The organism is Paenibacillus sp. FSL H7-0323, from assembly GCF_038002725.1.
In the GTDB taxonomy this organism is placed as follows: Bacteria; Bacillota; Bacilli; order Paenibacillales; family Paenibacillaceae; genus Paenibacillus_AQ; species Paenibacillus_AQ odorifer.
Window position 1 is genome coordinate 3,134,622 of sequence record NZ_JBBODB010000001.1, and the last position, 18,672, is coordinate 3,153,293.

The window sequence follows — 18,672 nt, forward strand, 5'->3', positions numbered from 1 at the left end:
CTTCATCTCTCCTCTTCTGAGGGAATCCACAGATCCATCCGTGATCCCTTACTTGGTTCGCCGCCCACATCCATACGGGCTTCGTCCCCGTAATACAGCGCCAGCCGGTGCCTGATGTTGAACAGGGCATAACCTTTCCTCGACTGCGGAGCACTGAGCATCCCCTGCTTGACCCGTACAGCATCAAGTCCCCGTCCATTGTCGGTAATGCAAATATGCAGCAGCCCCTGCTCCCGGCTGACCGTGATGTCTATCCTGCCTCCTAAAGTCCGGTCGCTAAATCCATGCTGGATGCTGTTCTCCACCACCGGCTGCAGGATAATCTTGGGCATCAGACAGGTAAGCAGTGCCTCATCCTCTACCGTCACCGTGTATTCGAACAGACCTTCATAGCATTTCTGCTGAATAGCGAAATACTGCCGCACGTGGGACAGCTCATCCGCAAGGGTAATCAGATCCTTGCCGCCACTGAGCCCGATCTGGAACATCTGAGACAACGACAGGATCATCTCATTTACATCGTCATTCTCCCCCATGACCGATTTGCAATAGATGGTATTGAGTGTATTGTACAGAAAGTGCGGCTCCATCTGGGCCGTAAGCGCGCGGATCTCTGCATGCCGCTTGTCCTCCTCCTTGGTCTTCACATCCGCGATCAGCGTCTTAATCTCTGACATCATCCGGTTGAACTGAAAGCCGACCTGGGCAACCTCGTCCTCATAACGGCTCTCATACACCACGCTGAGCTGGTTCTCTTCGACTCTGCGCATCAGCCGCCGCAGCTTGAACAGGGGCTTCAGCAGCACAGATGTCAGCTGGTTGGAGATCAGCCAGGTGGCCAGCAGGAAAACAACGATGACATAGAGGGTAATGCGCTGCACCCGCTGCAGCTTGCCCAGCAGCTGGTCCCGCGACTGCATGCCGGAGATGATCCAGTCGGGTGATACCGCTGAGCTTGTATAATTAACCAGATACTTCTTGCCGCCATAGCTGTAGTAGTGGTCCTGCGGATCGGCCGCTTTCCCGGCTTCGGCAAGCACCGGCTTCCAGGGGAACCTGCCCCGGAACGGCCAGCGGGACTCCACCACCGCCTCTCCTTCCCCGCTCACCAGATAATAATTTCTCCCTGCTTGTTCTCCGCCTGTATTCAGCAGCTCATCTATCCGGCTCTCCCTGATATTGACCACAATAAATACATTGCTGATCGGCGTGTAAGGGTATTCATAAATCCCCCGGACTACGAAGGAGACCACCCGCTGGCTGCCCGTGAACAACCGGTCATAATGTCCTTTGGCCCAGTAGCCGCCCGGCCGCTCCTTGCTCAGATCATATAATTCCGAGCCGTAGAACGAGTTGTCCTGCGCCCGGATCTGCGTAGTGGAATAGAAATCGCCAATCGGGGTAACGATCAGCACGTTTTCGATGATCGGCTGATTGAACGTTACCTGGGAGAGCACATATTGCAGATCCGACAGATGGACATAGTAATTCGACACATCATGGCTGAACACATCGAGCATCATCTTGCGGTACGCATCGCTCAGCATCAGGGACTGCACAGACAGCGCCACATCATTCAGGCGGGAATCCAGCAGCTGTGCCGTCTTGCTTACGGTCTCCCGGCTGCCGGCGTAGGCATTATCCTCGATCTCCTGCGCGGCAATCCAATACGAAAAGCTGCCCATTGCACCGATGGACAGCGTAATCAGCACGATGAACGAAAACAGAATCCTCTGTTTGATGGATATCCGGTAATACCTGCCGGCGATCTGCTGCCGGATCTTACGGCCATAGGCTGTGAATGTATTCATAGTTCCCCCTTCTTGAGCATGTATCTCCCTATGTTTGTATGTTCTTGTCACTTGTACCATATGGCTGCTCCAGTCCGGTGTCAAGACAGGGCATGATTATTTAGCGGATTCCGTCCCTTATTATCAATAGGCAGGGGGCCCTCCGCATAACATGGTGCGGATTCACTAATCATGGCTCAAGTTGACGGGAAGCTGCGCGATTGAGTAATTATGCTTGTGACGGTCAGTCCATTCCGTTTGATGCCTTTCTGCGGCAAATGTTGAACAATCCAACAGTAGCAGAGCTCACTGATTTTGTTGCCTCATACGTAAAAAATAATACAATTAGCCAAACTGACGGTTTCAAGGGCGATTCTATGAAGCATGAAACAGAGATGGGGGGAACGTTGAGGAAGTCCTGCCCCAACTGAATACTGGCGGCAACGCAGTGTTCACTTATTATGGCGGCGGGCAATCTGGTCTGCTTCATGTGGTATTCCATGTATAGGTCTGGTAACAATATACTGCTTCCATTTGCTGCTTCGACATCTGGATGTGAAGATGTAAAACTACGTCAAAATTTCAATTTTACGTTTTTATTTCCGCTTGATCATCTTTATAGTAAATCACGCTTAATTTTTGCGATCTGTCACAGTTCTAGCTGTTCTCTAGGGTTAAGCCCCTTAACAGTCTGCAATAACTCCACTACTGTACCACTTAATTCACCAATAGTTAAATGCTCCTTCCCGGTTAAAAGCCATTCATAAGAACAACCGAACTCAGAGCAAATTGAGAAAACCGTCTCTATTGCCGGCTTACCTTTTCCAGATTCCAAATCACTAAGGCTGCCTTGAGAAACACCGATTTTATTAGCAAAATCCGTTTGATTAAGATTATGTATTTTTCGTAGTTGTTTAATATTTGCCCCAATAGTGTTCATTTAACCGCCTCCACACTACGATTTATGCCAACAATTGATCCACGAGCTTTTGAACCTAAAATCAGTTTTAGCCATTTAGAGTATCTTTAATAATACTCAAGGAAAACCATTAAAAAAGCCCTGATAAATCAAGGGTTTCTTGACCATCAGGACTAAGATACTTGTGCCAAAAATCGTTACAAACGCTGACAAGATGAATTACAACTCACACGTAGATAAATTCTCCGCAACCTTTAACAAAATTCTCGGCAATTTCCTTTTGACTCATCCGGGTGACAATCCCTGAAAAAATACCAAGTGCAAAGAAAAGCGCTCCGATCTCAGTCATATACCAGCCTTTGCTCAGTATTCCCCAGACAATAAGCCCCAAGGTAAAGATGAAGCCGCCAATAATTAATTTATCCCGATTCGAGAAACTTACTTCTATCCCATCGTTCTCCTTGATGAAGTGTTGGCGGTTTAGAATATCATTTTGGAATACCGCTGAAAATCACCATGGCTATCGGAATCACTTTTGAGTCTTCCGGCTAAAGCCATCAGTGCCCGGTCAATCGCCCCCGTCTGCAGAATAATTCTAAAAGCTCCCCCTACAATCAGGACGAAGGCGACGACATCAGCAGCATTGATGATTCCCTCCAACGGCGCACTGGCAATTTGGGCAAATCCTTGTCTCAAATCCCCTTGCTCACTGATTTTAGGAACGGTATGATAGGTTCCCGGGATGATGGCTGTTCTGGAGGAACCATCCACCAGCACTTCCTGGCGGTCAAATTGGCCGCTCGGGACAATCCAGGTTAATCTGGCAATAGCCACGATAATCAGAAAAATCAATGTATAACTATGAGGAAGGGACCATTTTATTTTACGTTTAACCGTTTCCATTTCTACCCATCGTAATCGGAACATTGGCCTCAAGCATGGACTTGTAATTATAAAACCGGCTTTCATTTTCTTTTCCGGCCACAGCAGCCATATAAGCATCCAAGCGCGAAATGGACCTGCAACGGCAGCTCTCCCGCTGCTTCCAGCTCTTCAAGGACCGGCAGCAAACCGCTATGCCTGTCAAAGCCTATATCTTTTATCGAAGTTACACCCCGCTTAGCAAGCATTCGGGCAAAGTCCAAAAACTCTTGTCTGACTAATTCCTGATCCTGCATCATGTCATGAAGGAGACGGGCGCGTGATTCCGCGCTGCATTGGTTAGGGAGAAACTGATACTTATCCTGGGCAAGCTTGTTCATCCAACAATAGCTTTTCGTCAAATTAATGGCGATTACAGCCCTGTCAGTAAAAGCTTCCTCTAATAAGCTTTGCCCCGGAAGCTCGCCCCAACACTCTTCACTCCACCCGTAAGCGTATACATTTTGCTTTAAGGTTTTTTTTTGCCTCTTGTTTTAGCAACACTAAAGCCTCTTGGATTGTAGCGACATTCGTCAGATCCACTCCACGATAGCCGTAACCTCTCCTGCTAACAAGGTTGAATACAATACTTGCTGCGCCACTGTTTTTTTGCGCCAGAACACTTATATTATTTTCATGATTGCTGGCTGGTTAAACTATGTTTTTCAAAACTTTTTTCAACTTCTTCTTTGCTCGCTGAACCCGTTTTTTACAGGCCTCTACAGAAATCCCAATTTCATTAGCCGCCTCCATCATTGAATACTTCTCCAGAGTAATTTTTTTAAGTAATTTATAGTCTTCAATATTGGTTAAGTCAGAAAATATAAAGTCAACATCAAGTACGTCACTATCCTCAAAGATAACGTTTTCATCTATTTCGAATGAAGTTACTACTATATTTTTAAGGTATGCCCGACTGCGAACTTTGTTTTTAATAACATTCTTTAATGTATTAAATAGCCAGCCTTTCGGATTGGAACAAAATAGAAATTTGTCGGCTTTAGCACATGCGATTCTAAATGTGTCCTGAACGGCTTCTTCGGCCAGTGTGCGGTCATTCAACTTGCTTTGTGCATATGCCAACAATGAACTATACATTTCCGTATATAATACTTTTATGGTGCGACGTTGATTATCATTTAGCACCGCCTTCTCACCACCATTTCCTTTTTATGAAATACAATCTACTTTAGTTATAATTTTATATAAACATATAAATATTGGTATTTTAATACTACCCTATAAACAGATAATAGGAACACTTTTTCAAAAAAATTAAAAATAAAAAAGCAACCTTCTAAAAGGTTGCCTTCTTCCTATTCATCATTTATATCCTAGGTTATTTGCATAGCGGCGCAATAGCTCTTTGAGGCGTGTTACCTCATTAACAATTTCACTATCGCTATCAATATTGTCATTTCTGTCATACGACGAAGTAACAACTTCGGTAGTAGTAGATGCTTGAGGTTCATCTGCGTTAGCTGAAACGGTTAACGCGGACCCTATCCATATAATTCCTATCAGCGCCACACAAAGGAATAGAACACCATTTTTCTTCTCTTTTAGGTCCATGATTGAAGAAATGCGATTTTTCAAACCTTTTTTCCCTCCATAAAAATTACTTGATAATGCTGTTTGGAGCTTCGCCCCATTCCTCGCAACAGTAATAATGATTTCCCCATATTGTATTCGCCGTTGATGATCTGCGTTTTGTAAAACCAATGCGTCACAAGAGATTTCACATTGTTCCGCTGCCGCTTTTGCCATAAGATAGACAACTGGATTGAACCAATGAAACGAGGTTGCAATCAAGATCATGGCCTTGCACCAGAGGTCATGCCGTTTAAGATGAATCAACTCATGCTTTAGAATTAGATACACTTCATCATCTGATAGTTTCACTCGCGGCAGTAAAATGACAGGCTGTATAAAGCCAATGAACATAGGACTTGTAACGCTTTCACATACGCATAAACCTATATGCTTTTTAATCCCGAGTTCCGACCTTACACTGTCTAAAATCCCTTGAACCTTCGCATCGGTTACAGGATCACTCCAACGACGTACCGTCTTCATAAAACGACTATGCCGTAGAGCATGATACAGTATTATGATTACAATACCGCACCCCCAAATCGCTGTAAGCACCCACCATAAAGAGATTGTTGCCCAAGCATCCCCCCTATCCCCAAAGTCCATTAAGGGGACAGTACGGATTATGGATGGAACAAGCGTTGCAGGAAGATCCGGCATGGTCACAGGGAGAACTAATAGGTCAATCTGTGGACGAAAGGGGAATATCCAGCCTACCGCAAGCAGCAGCCAAACCCTATAATTCCACTTTGCGACATATCGTTTGGATATAAAGGGCTGTATTGCCGCGTACACAAGCGTCAGCAATGACATAGATACAGAGCATTGGAGCACGGTAACTAAAAATCCCTGCATATCACTCCCTCTTATCTTTCAGCCAATTTTCCAATTGATCGAGGTCACTGTCCTTTACTTTGTTACTAGCATATAGCGTAGCAACCAAGCTAACGAATGAATTCGCATGAAAACGCTCCATAAAGTCGCCTGTTTCAAATTTCAGGTACTCCTCTTTGTTAATTAAAGGGAAATAAGTGCGCTCTTTTCCCTTTTTTTCAGTTCGAATAAAGCCACGCTCAACCAACCGTAACATAAGAGAAATGACCGTTTGCGCTTTCCATTTCCTATCATTTCCAAGCTGTTGCATAATAACATTAGTCGTTATAGGTGAATCATTGGCCCACACAACTTTCATGATATCAAACTCTGCATCTGGCAATTTTCTCATTATTTCTATTAATCAACTCCTTTAAGACAACTGTCTACAATGATATTCTACATTTGTCTTGAATTCATGTCAAATCTATAAAATAGAAATATTTTATCCTATTTATCACACACAATAACAATATTGGGATATTTTTGAAAATCTTTGTCCCCAATTCGATACATTAAGACATATATATTATGAAGAAGCATTTTCATAGTTTAACACTAATGAAACGGAGGCAATTCCGATGAACAATTAACGAATACTTTCACGTTGAACGAAAAACCAAATTCCCAATTTTAGAATGGAGGCTACTAGTTAATGAAAAAGAAATCTCTCTTTGTTTTCTCGGCCCTGGCTCTCCTCCTCCTCCTCACTCCAAGCTTTGCGCTTGCAAGTAATCAGCAGAACTACTTCGCTTCCCTGTCGGAAGAGAAGCTCGCTTATCAGGATGTTGACGCAGCTCCTACGGAATGGAAAGACGACATCTTGAATGCAAGGAATTCTATAATATACAGTACTTCTTGGACTGTTGATGGTCAGGTTGGCTATGAGTTGCCCGATGGAATGTTAGTAGAACTTCCAGAATTTTCGGACCTTTTTCCAGGTTGGGATGTTCCTAAATTGAAAGAAGATGTACGAAAAGAACAGTTAACTAAGCCTCAAACTTATGATTTTCATACCCTAGCCGCGAATTATGTTGGGTTTGTCTACTTATTTGAACCCTCAAATTCTGGAGCGTCACTACCGTTTTACACCTTTTATTCCAGCGCTAATAGAGTCACAATGATAGGTGATTCTTTACCAGGGACAAGCTATAATGCCGGTTTCACAAATCTTAACACTGGTTCGGATGTAGGTTATGCAAATAACTTACCGCAAGGTGGAAAACTATATCTCACTAAACTGAATTCAAACACTGCATATGGGGCTCGGGCTAGCACGTACAGCACAACAGGATATGCGCAAATGAGCGTAGTTGACGGCTAAACTCATCATCTGATTCTGTAGTGTCGGGTAGATGTTTGAAACGTAGATTGATATGTATGGGTAATCAAGGACTGCTTGTTCATTGAGGTTATTCGCTTTCTTCTAATTGATAGACTGTTTAATGCTTCTTCCATTATTGCTATTGCTGCCTTTTTAACTTTTGTTAAACGTATAGCCATTGACAAAACCTCCTTCTACTTCATCTGATTTAGTCAGATATAGCAAAGGAGGTTTATATGCTTCTATATTTCGAGCCATTGTTTCAAACATCAGCGACCATAGTCTGGTTTCTTCCCCTGCTCTTGGCCAAGTATAACGCCTGATCCGCCTTCTCCAGCAGCCCCTCCCGCTCCAATGTATGAAAAGGATAATGGGCGATTCCTAGAGAGATTGTAACCTGTGTCTCGATTGGCCCCCTGCTTTGTTCCATTGCCCGCCGGACTCTTTCAGCTATGATGAAAGCTTCCTCAGGTCTTGTGTGGGCTAGCAAGATGATGAACTCTTCACCGCCGTAGCGGTAGCAAACATCGTCTGGACGAACCGAGGTAACTATAACTTTGGCTACATGTTTCAGCACTTCGTCGCCGATGAGATGACCGTAAGTGTCGTTCACGAGTTTGAATTTGTCTACATCCAGTACAATGAGCGAAAACGGTTGTCCTGAGTCAATCCACTGACTCATCGTATACTCTAACGATCTCCGGTTCATTAAACCGGTCAGAGCATCCGTCGTAGCCTCTTGGGTCAGTTGATCCGTCTGCTTCTGAATATCCGTCACGGCAAGCAACACAGCCTTGGTCAGCAGATCTGCCTCTCGGCTCCATTGCGGCTTTGCTTCTGGCAATTCAATCTTCTCCTTGCCCATCCTGCTCACCAGATTTGCCAGGTACACAAAAGGCCGGGCCAGCTTGCGTGCTACGAGAATGACGCCCATCAGGAGGATAATGAACGGAAACAACGAATACCAGAGAATGGTCCGAAGGTGCCCCATCAGTTGATGATGGATGACACTAATCGGCGAAACGACCACAATTCCCCATCCGTTGGCTGGAACGCTGGAGTATCCGGCAAGCATTTCAACGTCACGGGTGTTACGCACTTGCTGTTCCCCACTCTCCCCATTCATGAGTTTCTGCACAACCTTGTTATTGCTGACATCCTTCCCAATGAGCTGCTTATCCGGGTGGTACAACAGATGCCCGCTTGAATCCACAATATAATAATAGGAGCCAGAATCGTCCACGTTATTGTCGCCAAAAATCATAGACAAAATATTGTTCTCCTGCAGATAAAATGTGCCGCTCAAAATACCGCGATATGTACCATTCTTGCTAAAAATCGGCTGACTCATAAAAACGATTAGTCTCTTTGTGGTTTGGGTCATGTAGGGGGAGGATATGTAAGGTTTTTTTAACGCCAGAGCTTCTAAACCGACCTTAGAAGTAATATGGTTTCCTACTGACCCCAAACTAGTCGGTACTACATTGCGGATCAGCCCGTCGGCATCGAGCACGGCGATAGAATTGAAGTAATTGCTACTATTGCGCATCAGTTCCAAATTATCATCCACTTGCTTCGGCGTTGAGGTTTCGTCATCGGAGAGTGTGTCAGCACTGTATTCCAAACTGCTGCGCATGGACTGAAATAAGGAATCCATTGTTTTGGTCATTCGGTCAGCGTTGTAGTAATTCAGATGGAGTGTAGTCTCCATCAATGATTGTTTTTTAGACTCGTAAGAGCCAATCAGAAGGATGCTTGAGGTTAGTAGAACCACCAGCGTAACCAAGCCCGTAAGCAGCGATGTAAGACTGAGCTTTTTACTTTGACGCGGGTCGGCTCTTCTCAGTGTAAGCAAACTTTAACCCTCCTTGGTTCTTGAAAACTAGATTAATTAATAATACAACAAATTAAGATGTTATTCGACAGTAATCAAAAGGCTCGGATCTCTCATACCACTCTGCTTACCGTTTGATATACGGCGGTTCATGAAATCTTACATATTAAAAAACTCCTCTCCAGAACTTGTGATTAGACAAGCACTGAAAAGGAGTGAACCTTAGCTTTTGACGGAAGTTTTACTCAAGAAAAACAAAAAAACCTTGATTTCTCAAGGTTTTCACTATGATGCCGAGGACGGGGGTCGAACCCGTACGGTACTCACGTACCGCAGGATTTTAAGTCCTGTGCGTCTGCCTGTTCCGCCACCCCGGCATATTATGTGTTGAAGCTTCATACGTTGTTCACATATAACGCGACAAGAAATATAATATCATGAATATCGATAACGCGCAATCCTTTTTCGAAAAAAATTTATTCACAATAAAAATAACCCGTTCAGCCAGAACCGATACGGGTTATTATAAACGCGGATTATCTACGCTCGTCACTTCTGCTTCTCATTCCGGCAAGACCCAAAAGTCCAAGCAGACCGAGCCAGCCCCAGTTAGATCCTTTGTTAGTTGCAGCATTCGTTGTTGTACTAGTTGCACGGTATTTGCCGGTCTGTGTGGTGTTGGTTGCCGGGTTGACAGTGCTGTTGGTTCTGTAGTTGTTCCGGGTGTCATTGTAGTTATTGGTGTTGTAGTTGTTAGGTCTGTAATTATCATCGATGCGGATCTTGTCTTTCATAATGCTCTCATGCTGATTCATTGTTCCCGTGGTGCCGTTCATTAAATTGCCTTCCGTATTCATCATCCGAGTGTGTTCCGCAGTCCCATCCATCCCGGTATTCGCGGCGGGGATACCGCCCAATGCTGCTGATCCCACGGCATTTGATGCATAGCTAGCTCCCATTAGACTCATTGATAATACAGTACCGCATGCAAGGCTTGTTATCAGCTTGTTCACAGTGTTATGCCTCCCTTTAAGGTTAGTTATCACTGATAATTTCCCCTTGGACGGCACTGTCTATGCATGGTGGTTTTACTCTTTTACTACATTAACTGTCTTAGTCACAGCATCATAAGTAACCTTTGCTCCAAGCGCCTCAGCCAGCGCACGTATGGGTACATAGGTTGTTCCGGTATCGAGAACGCCATCGGTAAGCTTGCGGCCGTTTAGGTTAATGGTCACTGTAACGTCTTTGTTCACCTGATCATCCCCTCCGGTAATCTTTTTTAAAGCCTCTTTGGCTTGGTCCGTCGTTGGACGTTTACCTGCCCGAAGTTGATCTATAGTTAAACCGAAAGTCATTTGCAGATGTGAATAATCTTTAAAAGAGGTCCAGTCCCCGCCCCATTCTAAACCAAGCCGCTTAGCCTCCTGTACAACCTCTTGCCAATCTGCTGTCTTATCCTTATCACCATCACGATTGATATCCCAAGAAAGGCTAGTGCCATTCGGCAGCAAAAGCGCAAAATCAAACGCAAGACCATAATTATGATAGCTGGTACCGCCTTTAGCGTTGGTAACTATCGGTCCTGGTTTGCTTCTACCCTGCGCATACAAAGCATTTTGCTCAGCAATGGTCCGTAGACCCTGAGTAATAACGATAGGGACTCCTCTCGCATGGCTTTGCTGAATCAAAACATTCGCACCTGCCGCCAAGACAGGATGAAGCCCGACCAGACGCGCCGCGGATTTTTCCCTCAATTGCTCCAAAGTCAGCATAGAATCACCCCTTTGGTATATTCAATGATGCCGCTGCCCTATTTGCCTGTACCCCTGTCCCCTTTAGGATGATTTCCACAAAAAAGGACAAAATATTTAACGAAAGGTGGGAGACATATGGATATTCATAGCGATAGCTATAAAGTTGCAGCCCTTAGTGAACAGGAAGAAGCACTGGAAATTATTCGGAATGCTGAAGCTTCCATTGCACATCTGACTGGTAATCCTACCGTTACCTTAATCGCTTATGAGAAAAGCGAAGGCAACGGTTCTCAGCATTAAACGATGTAGACCTCGACAATATCATCCACATCGATCCACTTCCATTCCTCCGCCCACTGCAGCTTAAACTCACGCGAGTGGGTGTGAATGGAAGTCACAAAACCACTTAACATCGTATTTTCAAAAGGGTCAAAAAGAATAACTGTCACTCGTACATGACTCCGCAACGACAAAGCCAGTGTACATTCAATCTCCTCCAGCTTCTGCTCATCCAGAATAGGCTTGATGCGGCGCAGCGTTTCCCGTTCATCTCTTATAATTCGTATCTTATGCTCCGGCAGCATCATGCGGCTGCTTTCCCACAGCCCGTTTTTCTCCAGCTTTTTGCCCATGGTAACCCCTCCTTAATTATATTCTATTCCTCTGAACACGAACGTATGTTTGTATTATATCCGCATCTTCGCATATTAATCAATAATCAGGAAAAAGATACCTTTTTAAGAGTCACTCTTTATTCAAAAGATGTATATTAATGTATATCTATCCAAGCTAAAATTCGCAGCAAAAAGACGCTGACAGATAAACTGCGCAGCGCCTGATTTGATTTATTCTTGAACAACGTCCCCAGACTCTGAGGTAGCCTGACCTTCGGAGTCTATAAGTCCTGTTGCTTCTCTTGCCTCGTTAAGCTTTGAAATACCGAATAACATCGCTACATCAGCGTTCTGATTCAATTCATTAAATTGCTCAGCCGTAACGTTTGCGGAATCAGCACCTTGAGAGGCCTCTTCTTTTAAAGAATAAGCACTTTCAAAGGCAACTTTAGACTCTTCGAGCAACTTACGAATGTCTTCAGGCAAGCTGGAGGAAATTTTTACTTTCTCGGCTTGATTCGATAAATCAGTTGCGGTACTCTGGAATTGCTTAATTTTCTTCTCCAACTGCTTGTCCGTGAGTTCTCCTGCTGAATAACCAGCAATGGCTTCGTTGAACTCCGCTAAAGAAGTTTTTCCTGACTCTTCAAGTTTAGACATTTCATTGTAGAAGTTTTGCACGGTCTCCTGCACTTCTTCCTCCGTGGCAGGTGCCGATGAAGTTGAATTATTGCTGCAGGCGCTAAGGATGACAGTCATCATCAGCATTCCTATTAGTAAAGCTTTTTTCATTATTTATCCCTCCACTTAACAGGATAATGTCGGTTTGTGTAAAGCGCAAATGAAATATATGTAAAATGACTGTTATGTTATAATTATTTTAATTGTGATCAGGAAAGGAGAGTATTTATGCCTTATTGCACCACCTGTGGAGCGGAATACAAGCAGGGCGCTAAATTTTGTGGAGAATGTGGAACCAGCCTTGACGGTACCGCTCCAGTAACCGCTCATCGACCCGCAGTAGATAATAATCATGTCATCCAAGAAGTCGTGCTCTGGAAAGGCAAACCTGCCGGCATCTCGGATCGACTCAAAGGAATCGTAGGACTTAACACAACTTCATATACCATTACAAGTCAGCGTATTATGGTAAAGACCGGACTTATCGGTAAAAATGTTGAAGAAATCGAATTGCTGCGCGTACGCGATTTATCCGTAAAACAGTCTATCATGGACCGGATGCTTGGCATTGGGTCATTAACTGTATTTTCTGATGATGCCTCAGCGCCTCAGCTTCTTTTTCGAAAAATCCATGATGCCCAAACCGTCAAAGATGTTCTGCGCAAAGCCGTTCGTGACGAGAAGATCGCCAACAACATTAGCTACCGCGAGCAAATTTAAGACGTTCATACGTAAAAAGGCCCCGGAAAACCGGGGCTTTTTGCTTGCGCTTGCACACTTGAAGTACTCTTTTTTAAGGAAGATAAAATGCCCCCGCTGGGATAACCCCCTTGATCTGGCTCGGACTCTCCCACTGCAAAACAACCCGGGCGTCGCCCGCATTCTCATAATACTCCACCTTTATTTCATACGGCTTACCTGCAATCAGGTTTATACTCCCTTTTCGTTCCTGGCCGCTCTGATTCACCCAACTATCAATGACTAGCCCGCCATCAATCCATACCCGTATCCCATCATCAGAGTAGGAATAAATGGTATACACCTCGCTAAAAGCAGCCGTCAGCTTCCCACTCCACCGCACAGAGAATGCATCTACACGAATGGCAGGATCAGGCGAACCTTGTCTCCATGAAAAGTTAATATTGGCATCCGTTCGCAACAGTGCAGGCGTGCCGCTAAGCGTCATGTTATTGTAATATTGGCCACAGAGTCCACTCTCCAGCACACTATCCCCAATAGCAGCGAAAGCGGCGGCCTCAGCAGCATACTCCTCTCGTGTGAATACCATTTTGTCGTTCATAAAAGCTTTTATCACAGCGTCGGTATTCTTCTCATAGAGGAGTTTCCCCCAGGTCAGCTGATAAGACCATTTGGGCTGTGTTTTGGACAACAGTTCAGCAGACGGAAGCTCTCCATTCTCACCAATCGCAATCAGCTTGCCACGACCCAGATCCCATAAATTATCATAATGACTAATCTTGAAATCCGCGTCATAAATGTCGAGCGCCAGCACATCTACCTTATCACTGCCCGGATAGTATTCTGCCGGCTCATCACACCACTGATTTTTTGCGTTTGGACTCCAAACCCACAATAAATTATGCAGCTTATGATAATTGGTAAAACGATCGAACATAAGGCTCCACAATGCAGCGTAATTGCTCTTTTGCCCCCACCAAAACCATCCACCATTCATTTCATGATACGGCCGCCAAAGTACAGGAACCCCTGCGTCATTAAGCTTTTTCAGCGACAAGGCTATCTTATCCAGATCAGCTAACAGAGCATTATACTGGGTGGTACCTGGGGTTATATATTTATCAAAATCAGCATTGCTTAGGCTCGTATTTACATTCCCCCAAGTTGACGCTGTCCCCGGTAATGCAGCGTGATAACACATCGTTACGATCCCGCCGGCCCTAGACCAGCGTATCGCACTGCTGACGACCCAATTCCGTTGATTGTCAATTAGAGCCTGTGACTGATTATTGATTGCGCCCAGCTCGTAGCCATGCAGCGCAGCATATTGCCCGCTGGTATTTTTAAGCTTCTCCATGAGCTCGTCTGCACTTTCCAAATAATCATGTTGGCCGCTTATCACACCCTTTCCCTGCAAGTAATAGAGGGTATTCAGCAATAGCTGAGCCGAGGACGACAGCCCCGAATCCGCCGGAGCCATTTGTAATCTGCGAAAAGCCATCTGCCACTGCACATCGCCCACGAACCTTGATGCTGAATCAACCATCTGACGAATAATCCGCTGCTCCATCTATTCTCACCATCCTTTTAAATCTTTTTAAGTTATAGTATGGGGACAATAATGACATGAACTCAGCGAATGGACATGAAGTTGTAAAATAAGTTGGGACGATATAAGGAACTGCTGAATAAATTCACGGCTCAACAAAAAAAGGAGCTCCGCGGCTCCTCATTACTTTTTTTCTTATCTCGTGTACCTTAAAGGCAATAGTTCAGTGATTTCATATTTAGCTAATCGGTCATCCTCCGATACAATTATCTTGCAGTCTATTCCATAATCCGCAATTAACTCTCGGCACATGCCGCAGGGAGAGACTACTTTAATCTCTTTTTCCTCGCTGTCTGGGTCAGAATGCCTTACCGCAACAATCGTATCAAATTCCTTATAACCTTCGGATATCGCTTTGCCAATCACCATCGCCTCTGCACAGACTGTAATCCTCCCCATGCTGGCTTCCACATGTACCGCTGTAAAAATCTCTCCTGTTTTAGTACGAAGCGCTGCACCCACATGGTGCCGTCCCCATTCATAACGCCTGGTAATTATATCTTCGGCAGCCGCAATAAGCGTCTGATCCTCAATGGTAATTATGTACTCCATATCCAGTTCCGTCCTCCTTTATTTTACCTAATTATATTAAATCGCACTGAATTATGATATAAGATATACTATTTTAAGTGCCAAAAAAGGAGGAGCAGAATTGAAAGTAAAAAAATGGATCTCCAGTCTCATCATTGTTGCATTACTTGCTTTGGCTAGTTACTGGTTTGAACAAAACGGAGAGCCTACAGACCCCTCGTCTCCATCCGATTCGAGTGTTGTTCAGCTAACCTTCCCATCAGACCGCTATCCTGAGACCGCCAAGCATATTCAGGATGCCATTGCGAAAGGTGAATCCGCCACATGTACGATTAACCGAGAGCAGGCTGAAGAGAACCGTAAAGAGTCCTTAAAAGGGATTCCCACTAAAAAGGGGTATGACCGGGATGAATGGCCAATGGCTATGTGTAAGGAAGGCGGCGTTGGTGCCGACATTGAATACATAACGCCAAGCGATAACCGCGGGGCAGGAAGCTGGGTTGGCAATCAGCTGGAGGATTATGCAGACGGAACCCGGGTAGAATTTATGTTTAAATAACGGTCTGTCTGACCAGCCCCAGGCAATAGAATAGCCCCACCTGGCATTCGCCAGATGGGGCTACACTGCACATCAGCTAACTTAGAATAAGCAAGCTTTAGTGATGATAACCAGCAAGATGAAAAGTACCAGAATTGCTCCTGTTGAAGTCCAAGGACTACACACCGGACCTACTGATGCTGGACTTACTACCGGACCTACGTTACAACCACAACCATGTTCCATTCCCATTTTCAATTCCTCCTAATGATTAATGACTACAGCACAAGATATGTAAAAAGGAGATAAGCCGTTTGGGCGAATTGGCAAACAAATGCCAATCACCTAATGAATTGAAGGTGGACAGTCGATAAACAGGATATACACAAAGGAGGTGCAATATGGATATAGCTGCATTATCAATGGCAATGAGCCAAGCATCCTTAGCTCAAAATGTAGGGATACAGGTCATGAATATTGCCAAGAATCAGGCTGAAACCCAGAGCCAAACCATGGTGGAAATGCTGGGCAAAAGCGTTGCTCCTAATTTAGGAAAAACACTTGATATTAGTGTGTAATTGCTTTATGCTAAGGATACATGAGAACGAATGTTCTTGTGTATCCTTAGCATTTTTTTACTCTACATAGCCCTTCGGGCTTTTCTTTTGCGCATTTATGCGAACATACGATCCCATTAATGATTTATTAGTGATTTTAAACGAGGTGAATAAGTTGGAGAACATGAAATCATATTATCAAATGACTGTGCTTGAGAAATGGACGGAGGATTTATACAAGCGATTAAATCTTCATCAGCCCTCACAAATTTCAATATCGTATATTGCAGAGCGGCTTAATATCTGGGTTCATTATTTGGATGTGAGAAGCAAGAGCATTGAAGCGTCTGCAGGGATGTACAGCCTGTTTATCGACAACCGCCTTCCAGCCAATCTTCAACGGCTAGAGTTTCTTCATGAACTGTGTCACCTCCTTCGCCATGGCAGTGATAATCAGACCTTGATGCCAGAGCATTTCACGCGGGCACAGGAGGATGAATCCGAGCGTTTTATCTTGTATGCGGCGATGCCTTACTCCATGATCTCCCGCATGACATTGCCTGAGCAACGGGAGGATGCCATCTCCTATCTCGCAGCAGAATTTCAAGTTCCTGCCGAGCTAGCCTTACAGCGGATTGATCAGATCCAAAGACGTGTGTTCCAAGGGCAATTATTGGCCGTGATGGGAAGAAACGAAGAACGACTGACACATATTCGCAACGGATCACGGAGATAATAAGCTTAGTTGCAATAGTGCTCTGCATATTCATTTATGGTGGAATTTCTCGTGAGGGGGAACGACATGGAAGCCATTAAAGTAATTGAATTATTACTGACTCATCCGGATTATAATGTAGATGCAGTACACCCCGAAATCCCGGATTTCGTGGGCATTGAGACGATTGAGGTGGATCACGAAACGGGGACCTTCTCCATTTTATTGCAAGAACCCAAAGAGGACTAAAAGAGAATCATTATTCTTCATAAGTTAAAAGGCAGCAAATATAGTATGTCCCGGCAATTCTTCGTTCGCTTATGCCTGGATTACTATTGTTATTTGCTGCCTTTTTGTATAATCTGTTATGCAAATACAAACTGTATCACCAATAAGAACTAGAATAATGAATATACCGACAAAACCCCATATTAAAAACCATAAGATTTCCACCCCGGCAGCCTTGGACTTACCTGGTCCTCCAGCATCTTAATTTGCTGCTCCAGCTCCAGTATTTTCTCTTCCTCCTGCGTCATATATCTATGAATGACATACCAGTCTCAGTATATTATCTTATACTATATACAAATTATTTATATGGAGGGAATTAATGAAGAAAAAAACAAAACTAATCTTCATCGTTCTAATCCTTTTAATCTATGGAATAACATCCTTAGCCCTCCACTCCTTCCAAAATCATATGAACAGAGAAGTCATTCATTATCTAGTAGAGACGAGAAATTATAAGAAAGAAGATTTTGATAAAGTATACACCCAGATTGCCAAAGCTCCCCTCGTAAGTACCACGGTGATTTTTGCAGACGAACCCTACGCAAGATACTTTTATCGAAAAGAAAATGGAAGGATCTTTCAATACAGCAGGGCTCCTGTTAAAGGTAATGATCCTAGCTATACATATAAACATATCGAGGAGAATCTCCCGTGAAGGAGTTGCCCTATAAAAAAGACGCGTTTGTCCAGCAGTCAGCACTTTGCTGCTTGGGCAAACGCGTTTTTTTGATCTTCCCTGCTCTAAATAGGTAAACATCGTTTGCGTAGACAGGTGATGGTAGAGGGTCCAGAACATGTGCCGATGCACTTGACTAAAGAGAGTATGGATAAGCAACTTGAAACTTGTAACGAAGCCCCTTTTTATACATTAGGTCCACTGACTACAGATAACATTGGCGTGGTTCTTAGCAGCTATCGGACACAGTTGATCTTATGCGCGGTATAACACTCCATTTCAAAGTGTAGCGGACCCCATAGCCTTTATTGGCATGAAAAACACCATATAAGACCTCCTTTTTAAGGAATAGCGTCACTGATGAAGCTAGAATAAAAAGTGGACAGTAGTTAACAGACTGGCGATAATGAGTCCACGGAGGTGTGTTCACATGGGAGAACATCGACAACGGTATAACGAAGAATTTAAAAAACAGACAGTGCAGTTCATTCAAGAGCAAACAAAAACAGTGGGCGACTTGGCGGAAGAGCTCAACATCCCAAAAAGTACCCTGCATCAATGGATGAGCCAGTATCGAGAATTAAAGAATGAACCGGCAGCTAGCGTGGATCGAGTACGAGAACTCGAGGCACAGTTGAAAGAAATGAGCCGTCAACTTCAAGAAAAAGATATCAAGATTGCCGATGTGGAAGAGGAATTAGCGATCGTAAAAAAAGCAGTGCACATCTTCAGCAAACCAAGGAACTGAGA

26 protein-coding genes, 1 tRNA gene and 1 pseudogene are annotated in these 18,672 nt (G+C 44.2%); 11 read left to right on the top strand and 17 right to left on the bottom strand.

Annotation, left to right across the window (positions count from 1 at the left end; translation table 11 throughout):
* Positions 1-2: 2 nt before the first annotated feature.
* The gene (locus MHH89_RS14225; protein WP_076187403.1) at positions 3-1,811 is read right to left on the bottom strand and encodes a cache domain-containing sensor histidine kinase; all 1,809 of its coding nucleotides are present in this window, start codon (positions 1,809-1,811) and stop codon (positions 3-5) included.
* A 200-nt stretch (positions 1,812-2,011) separates the two neighbouring features.
* Here MHH89_RS14225 and MHH89_RS14230 point away from each other — a divergent pair, with 200 nt between their 5' ends.
* Positions 2,012-2,221, top strand: a complete 210-nt coding sequence (locus tag MHH89_RS14230) for a hypothetical protein (protein ID WP_076281300.1) — start codon at positions 2,012-2,014, stop codon at positions 2,219-2,221.
* Positions 2,222-2,439: 218 nt separating this feature from the next.
* On the opposite strand, the gene MHH89_RS14235 is transcribed toward MHH89_RS14230, so the two are convergent.
* The 7 genes from MHH89_RS14235 to MHH89_RS14265 form a co-directional block, all read right to left on the bottom strand.
* Positions 2,440-2,730 (bottom strand): helix-turn-helix domain-containing protein, encoded by a 291-nt coding sequence (locus tag MHH89_RS14235; protein ID WP_076281299.1) that lies wholly within the window; start codon positions 2,728-2,730, stop codon positions 2,440-2,442.
* A gap of 205 nt (positions 2,731-2,935) precedes the next feature.
* Positions 2,936-3,196 (bottom strand): hypothetical protein, encoded by a 261-nt coding sequence (locus MHH89_RS14240; protein ID WP_256717515.1) that lies wholly within the window; start codon positions 3,194-3,196, stop codon positions 2,936-2,938.
* Complete coding sequence (locus MHH89_RS14245) at positions 3,190-3,612, bottom strand: hypothetical protein (protein ID WP_076281298.1); 423 nt, start codon at positions 3,610-3,612, stop codon at positions 3,190-3,192. The genes MHH89_RS14240 and MHH89_RS14245 overlap by 7 nt, the downstream gene beginning before the upstream one ends.
* 62 nt (positions 3,613-3,674) lie before the next feature.
* Complete coding sequence (locus MHH89_RS14250; protein WP_051491284.1) at positions 3,675-3,971, bottom strand: hypothetical protein; 297 nt, start codon at positions 3,969-3,971, stop codon at positions 3,675-3,677.
* A 310-nt stretch (positions 3,972-4,281) separates the two neighbouring features.
* Entirely contained in the window at positions 4,282-4,776 is a 495-nt protein-coding gene (locus MHH89_RS14255; RefSeq protein ID WP_076281296.1) for an RNA polymerase sigma factor, read from the bottom strand.
* Between the two features lie 177 nt (positions 4,777-4,953).
* Positions 4,954-6,078, bottom strand: a complete 1,125-nt coding sequence (locus MHH89_RS14260) for a M56 family metallopeptidase (protein ID WP_051491285.1) — start codon at positions 6,076-6,078, stop codon at positions 4,954-4,956.
* Between the two features lies 1 nt (position 6,079).
* Complete coding sequence (locus MHH89_RS14265; RefSeq protein WP_036683325.1) at positions 6,080-6,448, bottom strand: BlaI/MecI/CopY family transcriptional regulator; 369 nt, start codon at positions 6,446-6,448, stop codon at positions 6,080-6,082.
* Between the two features lie 303 nt (positions 6,449-6,751).
* On the opposite strand from MHH89_RS14265, the gene MHH89_RS14270 reads away from it, so the two are divergent.
* Positions 6,752-7,420, top strand: coding sequence for a hypothetical protein (locus MHH89_RS14270; protein ID WP_036683328.1), 669 nt, complete (start codon positions 6,752-6,754; stop codon positions 7,418-7,420).
* Positions 7,421-7,682: 262 nt separating this feature from the next.
* On the opposite strand, the gene MHH89_RS14275 is transcribed toward MHH89_RS14270, so the two are convergent.
* The 4 genes from MHH89_RS14275 to MHH89_RS14290 all read right to left on the bottom strand — a co-directional run bounded on the left by MHH89_RS14275 (position 7,683) and on the right by MHH89_RS14290 (position 11,029).
* On the bottom strand, positions 7,683-9,275 hold the full coding sequence (locus MHH89_RS14275) for a sensor domain-containing diguanylate cyclase (protein WP_341087390.1): 1,593 nt from the start codon (positions 9,273-9,275) through the stop codon (positions 7,683-7,685).
* Between the two features lie 270 nt (positions 9,276-9,545).
* Positions 9,546-9,631, bottom strand: a tRNA-Leu gene (locus MHH89_RS14280).
* 159 nt (positions 9,632-9,790) lie between these two features.
* A complete protein-coding gene (locus tag MHH89_RS14285; RefSeq protein WP_052097266.1) occupies positions 9,791-10,267 on the bottom strand; it encodes a WGxxGxxG-CTERM domain-containing protein in 477 nt (158 codons plus the stop codon).
* 75 nt (positions 10,268-10,342) lie between these two features.
* A complete protein-coding gene (locus MHH89_RS14290; protein WP_076220018.1) occupies positions 10,343-11,029 on the bottom strand; it encodes a M15 family metallopeptidase in 687 nt (228 codons plus the stop codon).
* A gap of 117 nt (positions 11,030-11,146) precedes the next feature.
* On the opposite strand from MHH89_RS14290, the gene MHH89_RS14295 reads away from it, so the two are divergent.
* Positions 11,147-11,311, top strand: coding sequence for a hypothetical protein (locus tag MHH89_RS14295; RefSeq protein ID WP_169744799.1), 165 nt, complete (start codon positions 11,147-11,149; stop codon positions 11,309-11,311).
* On the opposite strand, the gene MHH89_RS14300 is transcribed toward MHH89_RS14295, so the two are convergent.
* Positions 11,308-11,643: a YolD-like family protein gene (locus MHH89_RS14300; RefSeq protein ID WP_076185234.1), complete on the bottom strand. Its 336-nt coding sequence runs from the start codon at positions 11,641-11,643 to the stop codon at positions 11,308-11,310. The two genes, MHH89_RS14295 and MHH89_RS14300, sit on opposite strands and share 4 nt — an antisense overlap.
* A gap of 213 nt (positions 11,644-11,856) precedes the next feature.
* Positions 11,857-12,417, bottom strand: coding sequence for a hypothetical protein (locus MHH89_RS14305; protein WP_076128860.1), 561 nt, complete (start codon positions 12,415-12,417; stop codon positions 11,857-11,859).
* A 117-nt stretch (positions 12,418-12,534) separates the two neighbouring features.
* Between MHH89_RS14305 and MHH89_RS14310 the strand changes: the two genes are divergently transcribed.
* Positions 12,535-13,026, top strand: coding sequence for a PH domain-containing protein (locus tag MHH89_RS14310; protein WP_076279278.1), 492 nt, complete (start codon positions 12,535-12,537; stop codon positions 13,024-13,026).
* A gap of 73 nt (positions 13,027-13,099) precedes the next feature.
* Here the strand turns inward: MHH89_RS14310 and MHH89_RS14315 are convergent, their stop codons facing one another.
* Both MHH89_RS14315 and MHH89_RS14320 read right to left on the bottom strand, forming a co-directional pair.
* Positions 13,100-14,575: a glycosyl hydrolase gene (locus tag MHH89_RS14315; protein WP_076308210.1), complete on the bottom strand. Its 1,476-nt coding sequence runs from the start codon at positions 14,573-14,575 to the stop codon at positions 13,100-13,102.
* Between the two features lie 174 nt (positions 14,576-14,749).
* A complete protein-coding gene (locus MHH89_RS14320) occupies positions 14,750-15,166 on the bottom strand; it encodes a cytidine deaminase (RefSeq protein WP_076103796.1) in 417 nt (138 codons plus the stop codon).
* A 100-nt stretch (positions 15,167-15,266) separates the two neighbouring features.
* Between MHH89_RS14320 and MHH89_RS14325 the strand changes: the two genes are divergently transcribed.
* Positions 15,267-15,704 carry a NucA/NucB deoxyribonuclease domain-containing protein gene (locus MHH89_RS14325; RefSeq protein ID WP_076128851.1) on the top strand — a complete coding sequence of 146 codons (438 nt, stop codon included), beginning with the start codon at positions 15,267-15,269 and terminating at the stop codon, positions 15,702-15,704.
* 81 nt (positions 15,705-15,785) lie between these two features.
* Here the strand turns inward: MHH89_RS14325 and MHH89_RS14330 are convergent, their stop codons facing one another.
* The gene (locus MHH89_RS14330; RefSeq protein WP_155288175.1) at positions 15,786-15,935 is read right to left on the bottom strand and encodes a hypothetical protein; all 150 of its coding nucleotides are present in this window, start codon (positions 15,933-15,935) and stop codon (positions 15,786-15,788) included.
* Between the two features lie 149 nt (positions 15,936-16,084).
* Between MHH89_RS14330 and MHH89_RS14335 the strand changes: the two genes are divergently transcribed.
* The 6 genes and pseudogenes from MHH89_RS14335 (at position 16,085) to MHH89_RS14360 (ending at position 18,670) form a co-directional block, all read left to right on the top strand.
* Positions 16,085-16,261 carry a YjfB family protein gene (locus MHH89_RS14335; protein WP_076098563.1) on the top strand — a complete coding sequence of 59 codons (177 nt, stop codon included), beginning with the start codon at positions 16,085-16,087 and terminating at the stop codon, positions 16,259-16,261.
* Between the two features lie 163 nt (positions 16,262-16,424).
* Positions 16,425-16,976: an ImmA/IrrE family metallo-endopeptidase gene (locus MHH89_RS14340; protein ID WP_036683410.1), complete on the top strand. Its 552-nt coding sequence runs from the start codon at positions 16,425-16,427 to the stop codon at positions 16,974-16,976.
* A 66-nt stretch (positions 16,977-17,042) separates the two neighbouring features.
* Positions 17,043-17,204, top strand: coding sequence for a hypothetical protein (locus MHH89_RS14345; RefSeq protein WP_155288176.1), 162 nt, complete (start codon positions 17,043-17,045; stop codon positions 17,202-17,204).
* A 361-nt stretch (positions 17,205-17,565) separates the two neighbouring features.
* Positions 17,566-17,901: a DUF3139 domain-containing protein gene (locus MHH89_RS14350; RefSeq protein WP_076279280.1), complete on the top strand. Its 336-nt coding sequence runs from the start codon at positions 17,566-17,568 to the stop codon at positions 17,899-17,901.
* Positions 17,902-18,015: 114 nt separating this feature from the next.
* A pseudogene (locus MHH89_RS14355) lies at positions 18,016-18,135 on the top strand (phosphomethylpyrimidine synthase ThiC); the annotation flags it as partial.
* 217 nt (positions 18,136-18,352) lie between these two features.
* Entirely contained in the window at positions 18,353-18,670 is a 318-nt protein-coding gene (locus MHH89_RS14360; RefSeq protein ID WP_248547695.1) for a transposase, read from the top strand.
* Positions 18,671-18,672: the final 2 nt, after the last annotated feature.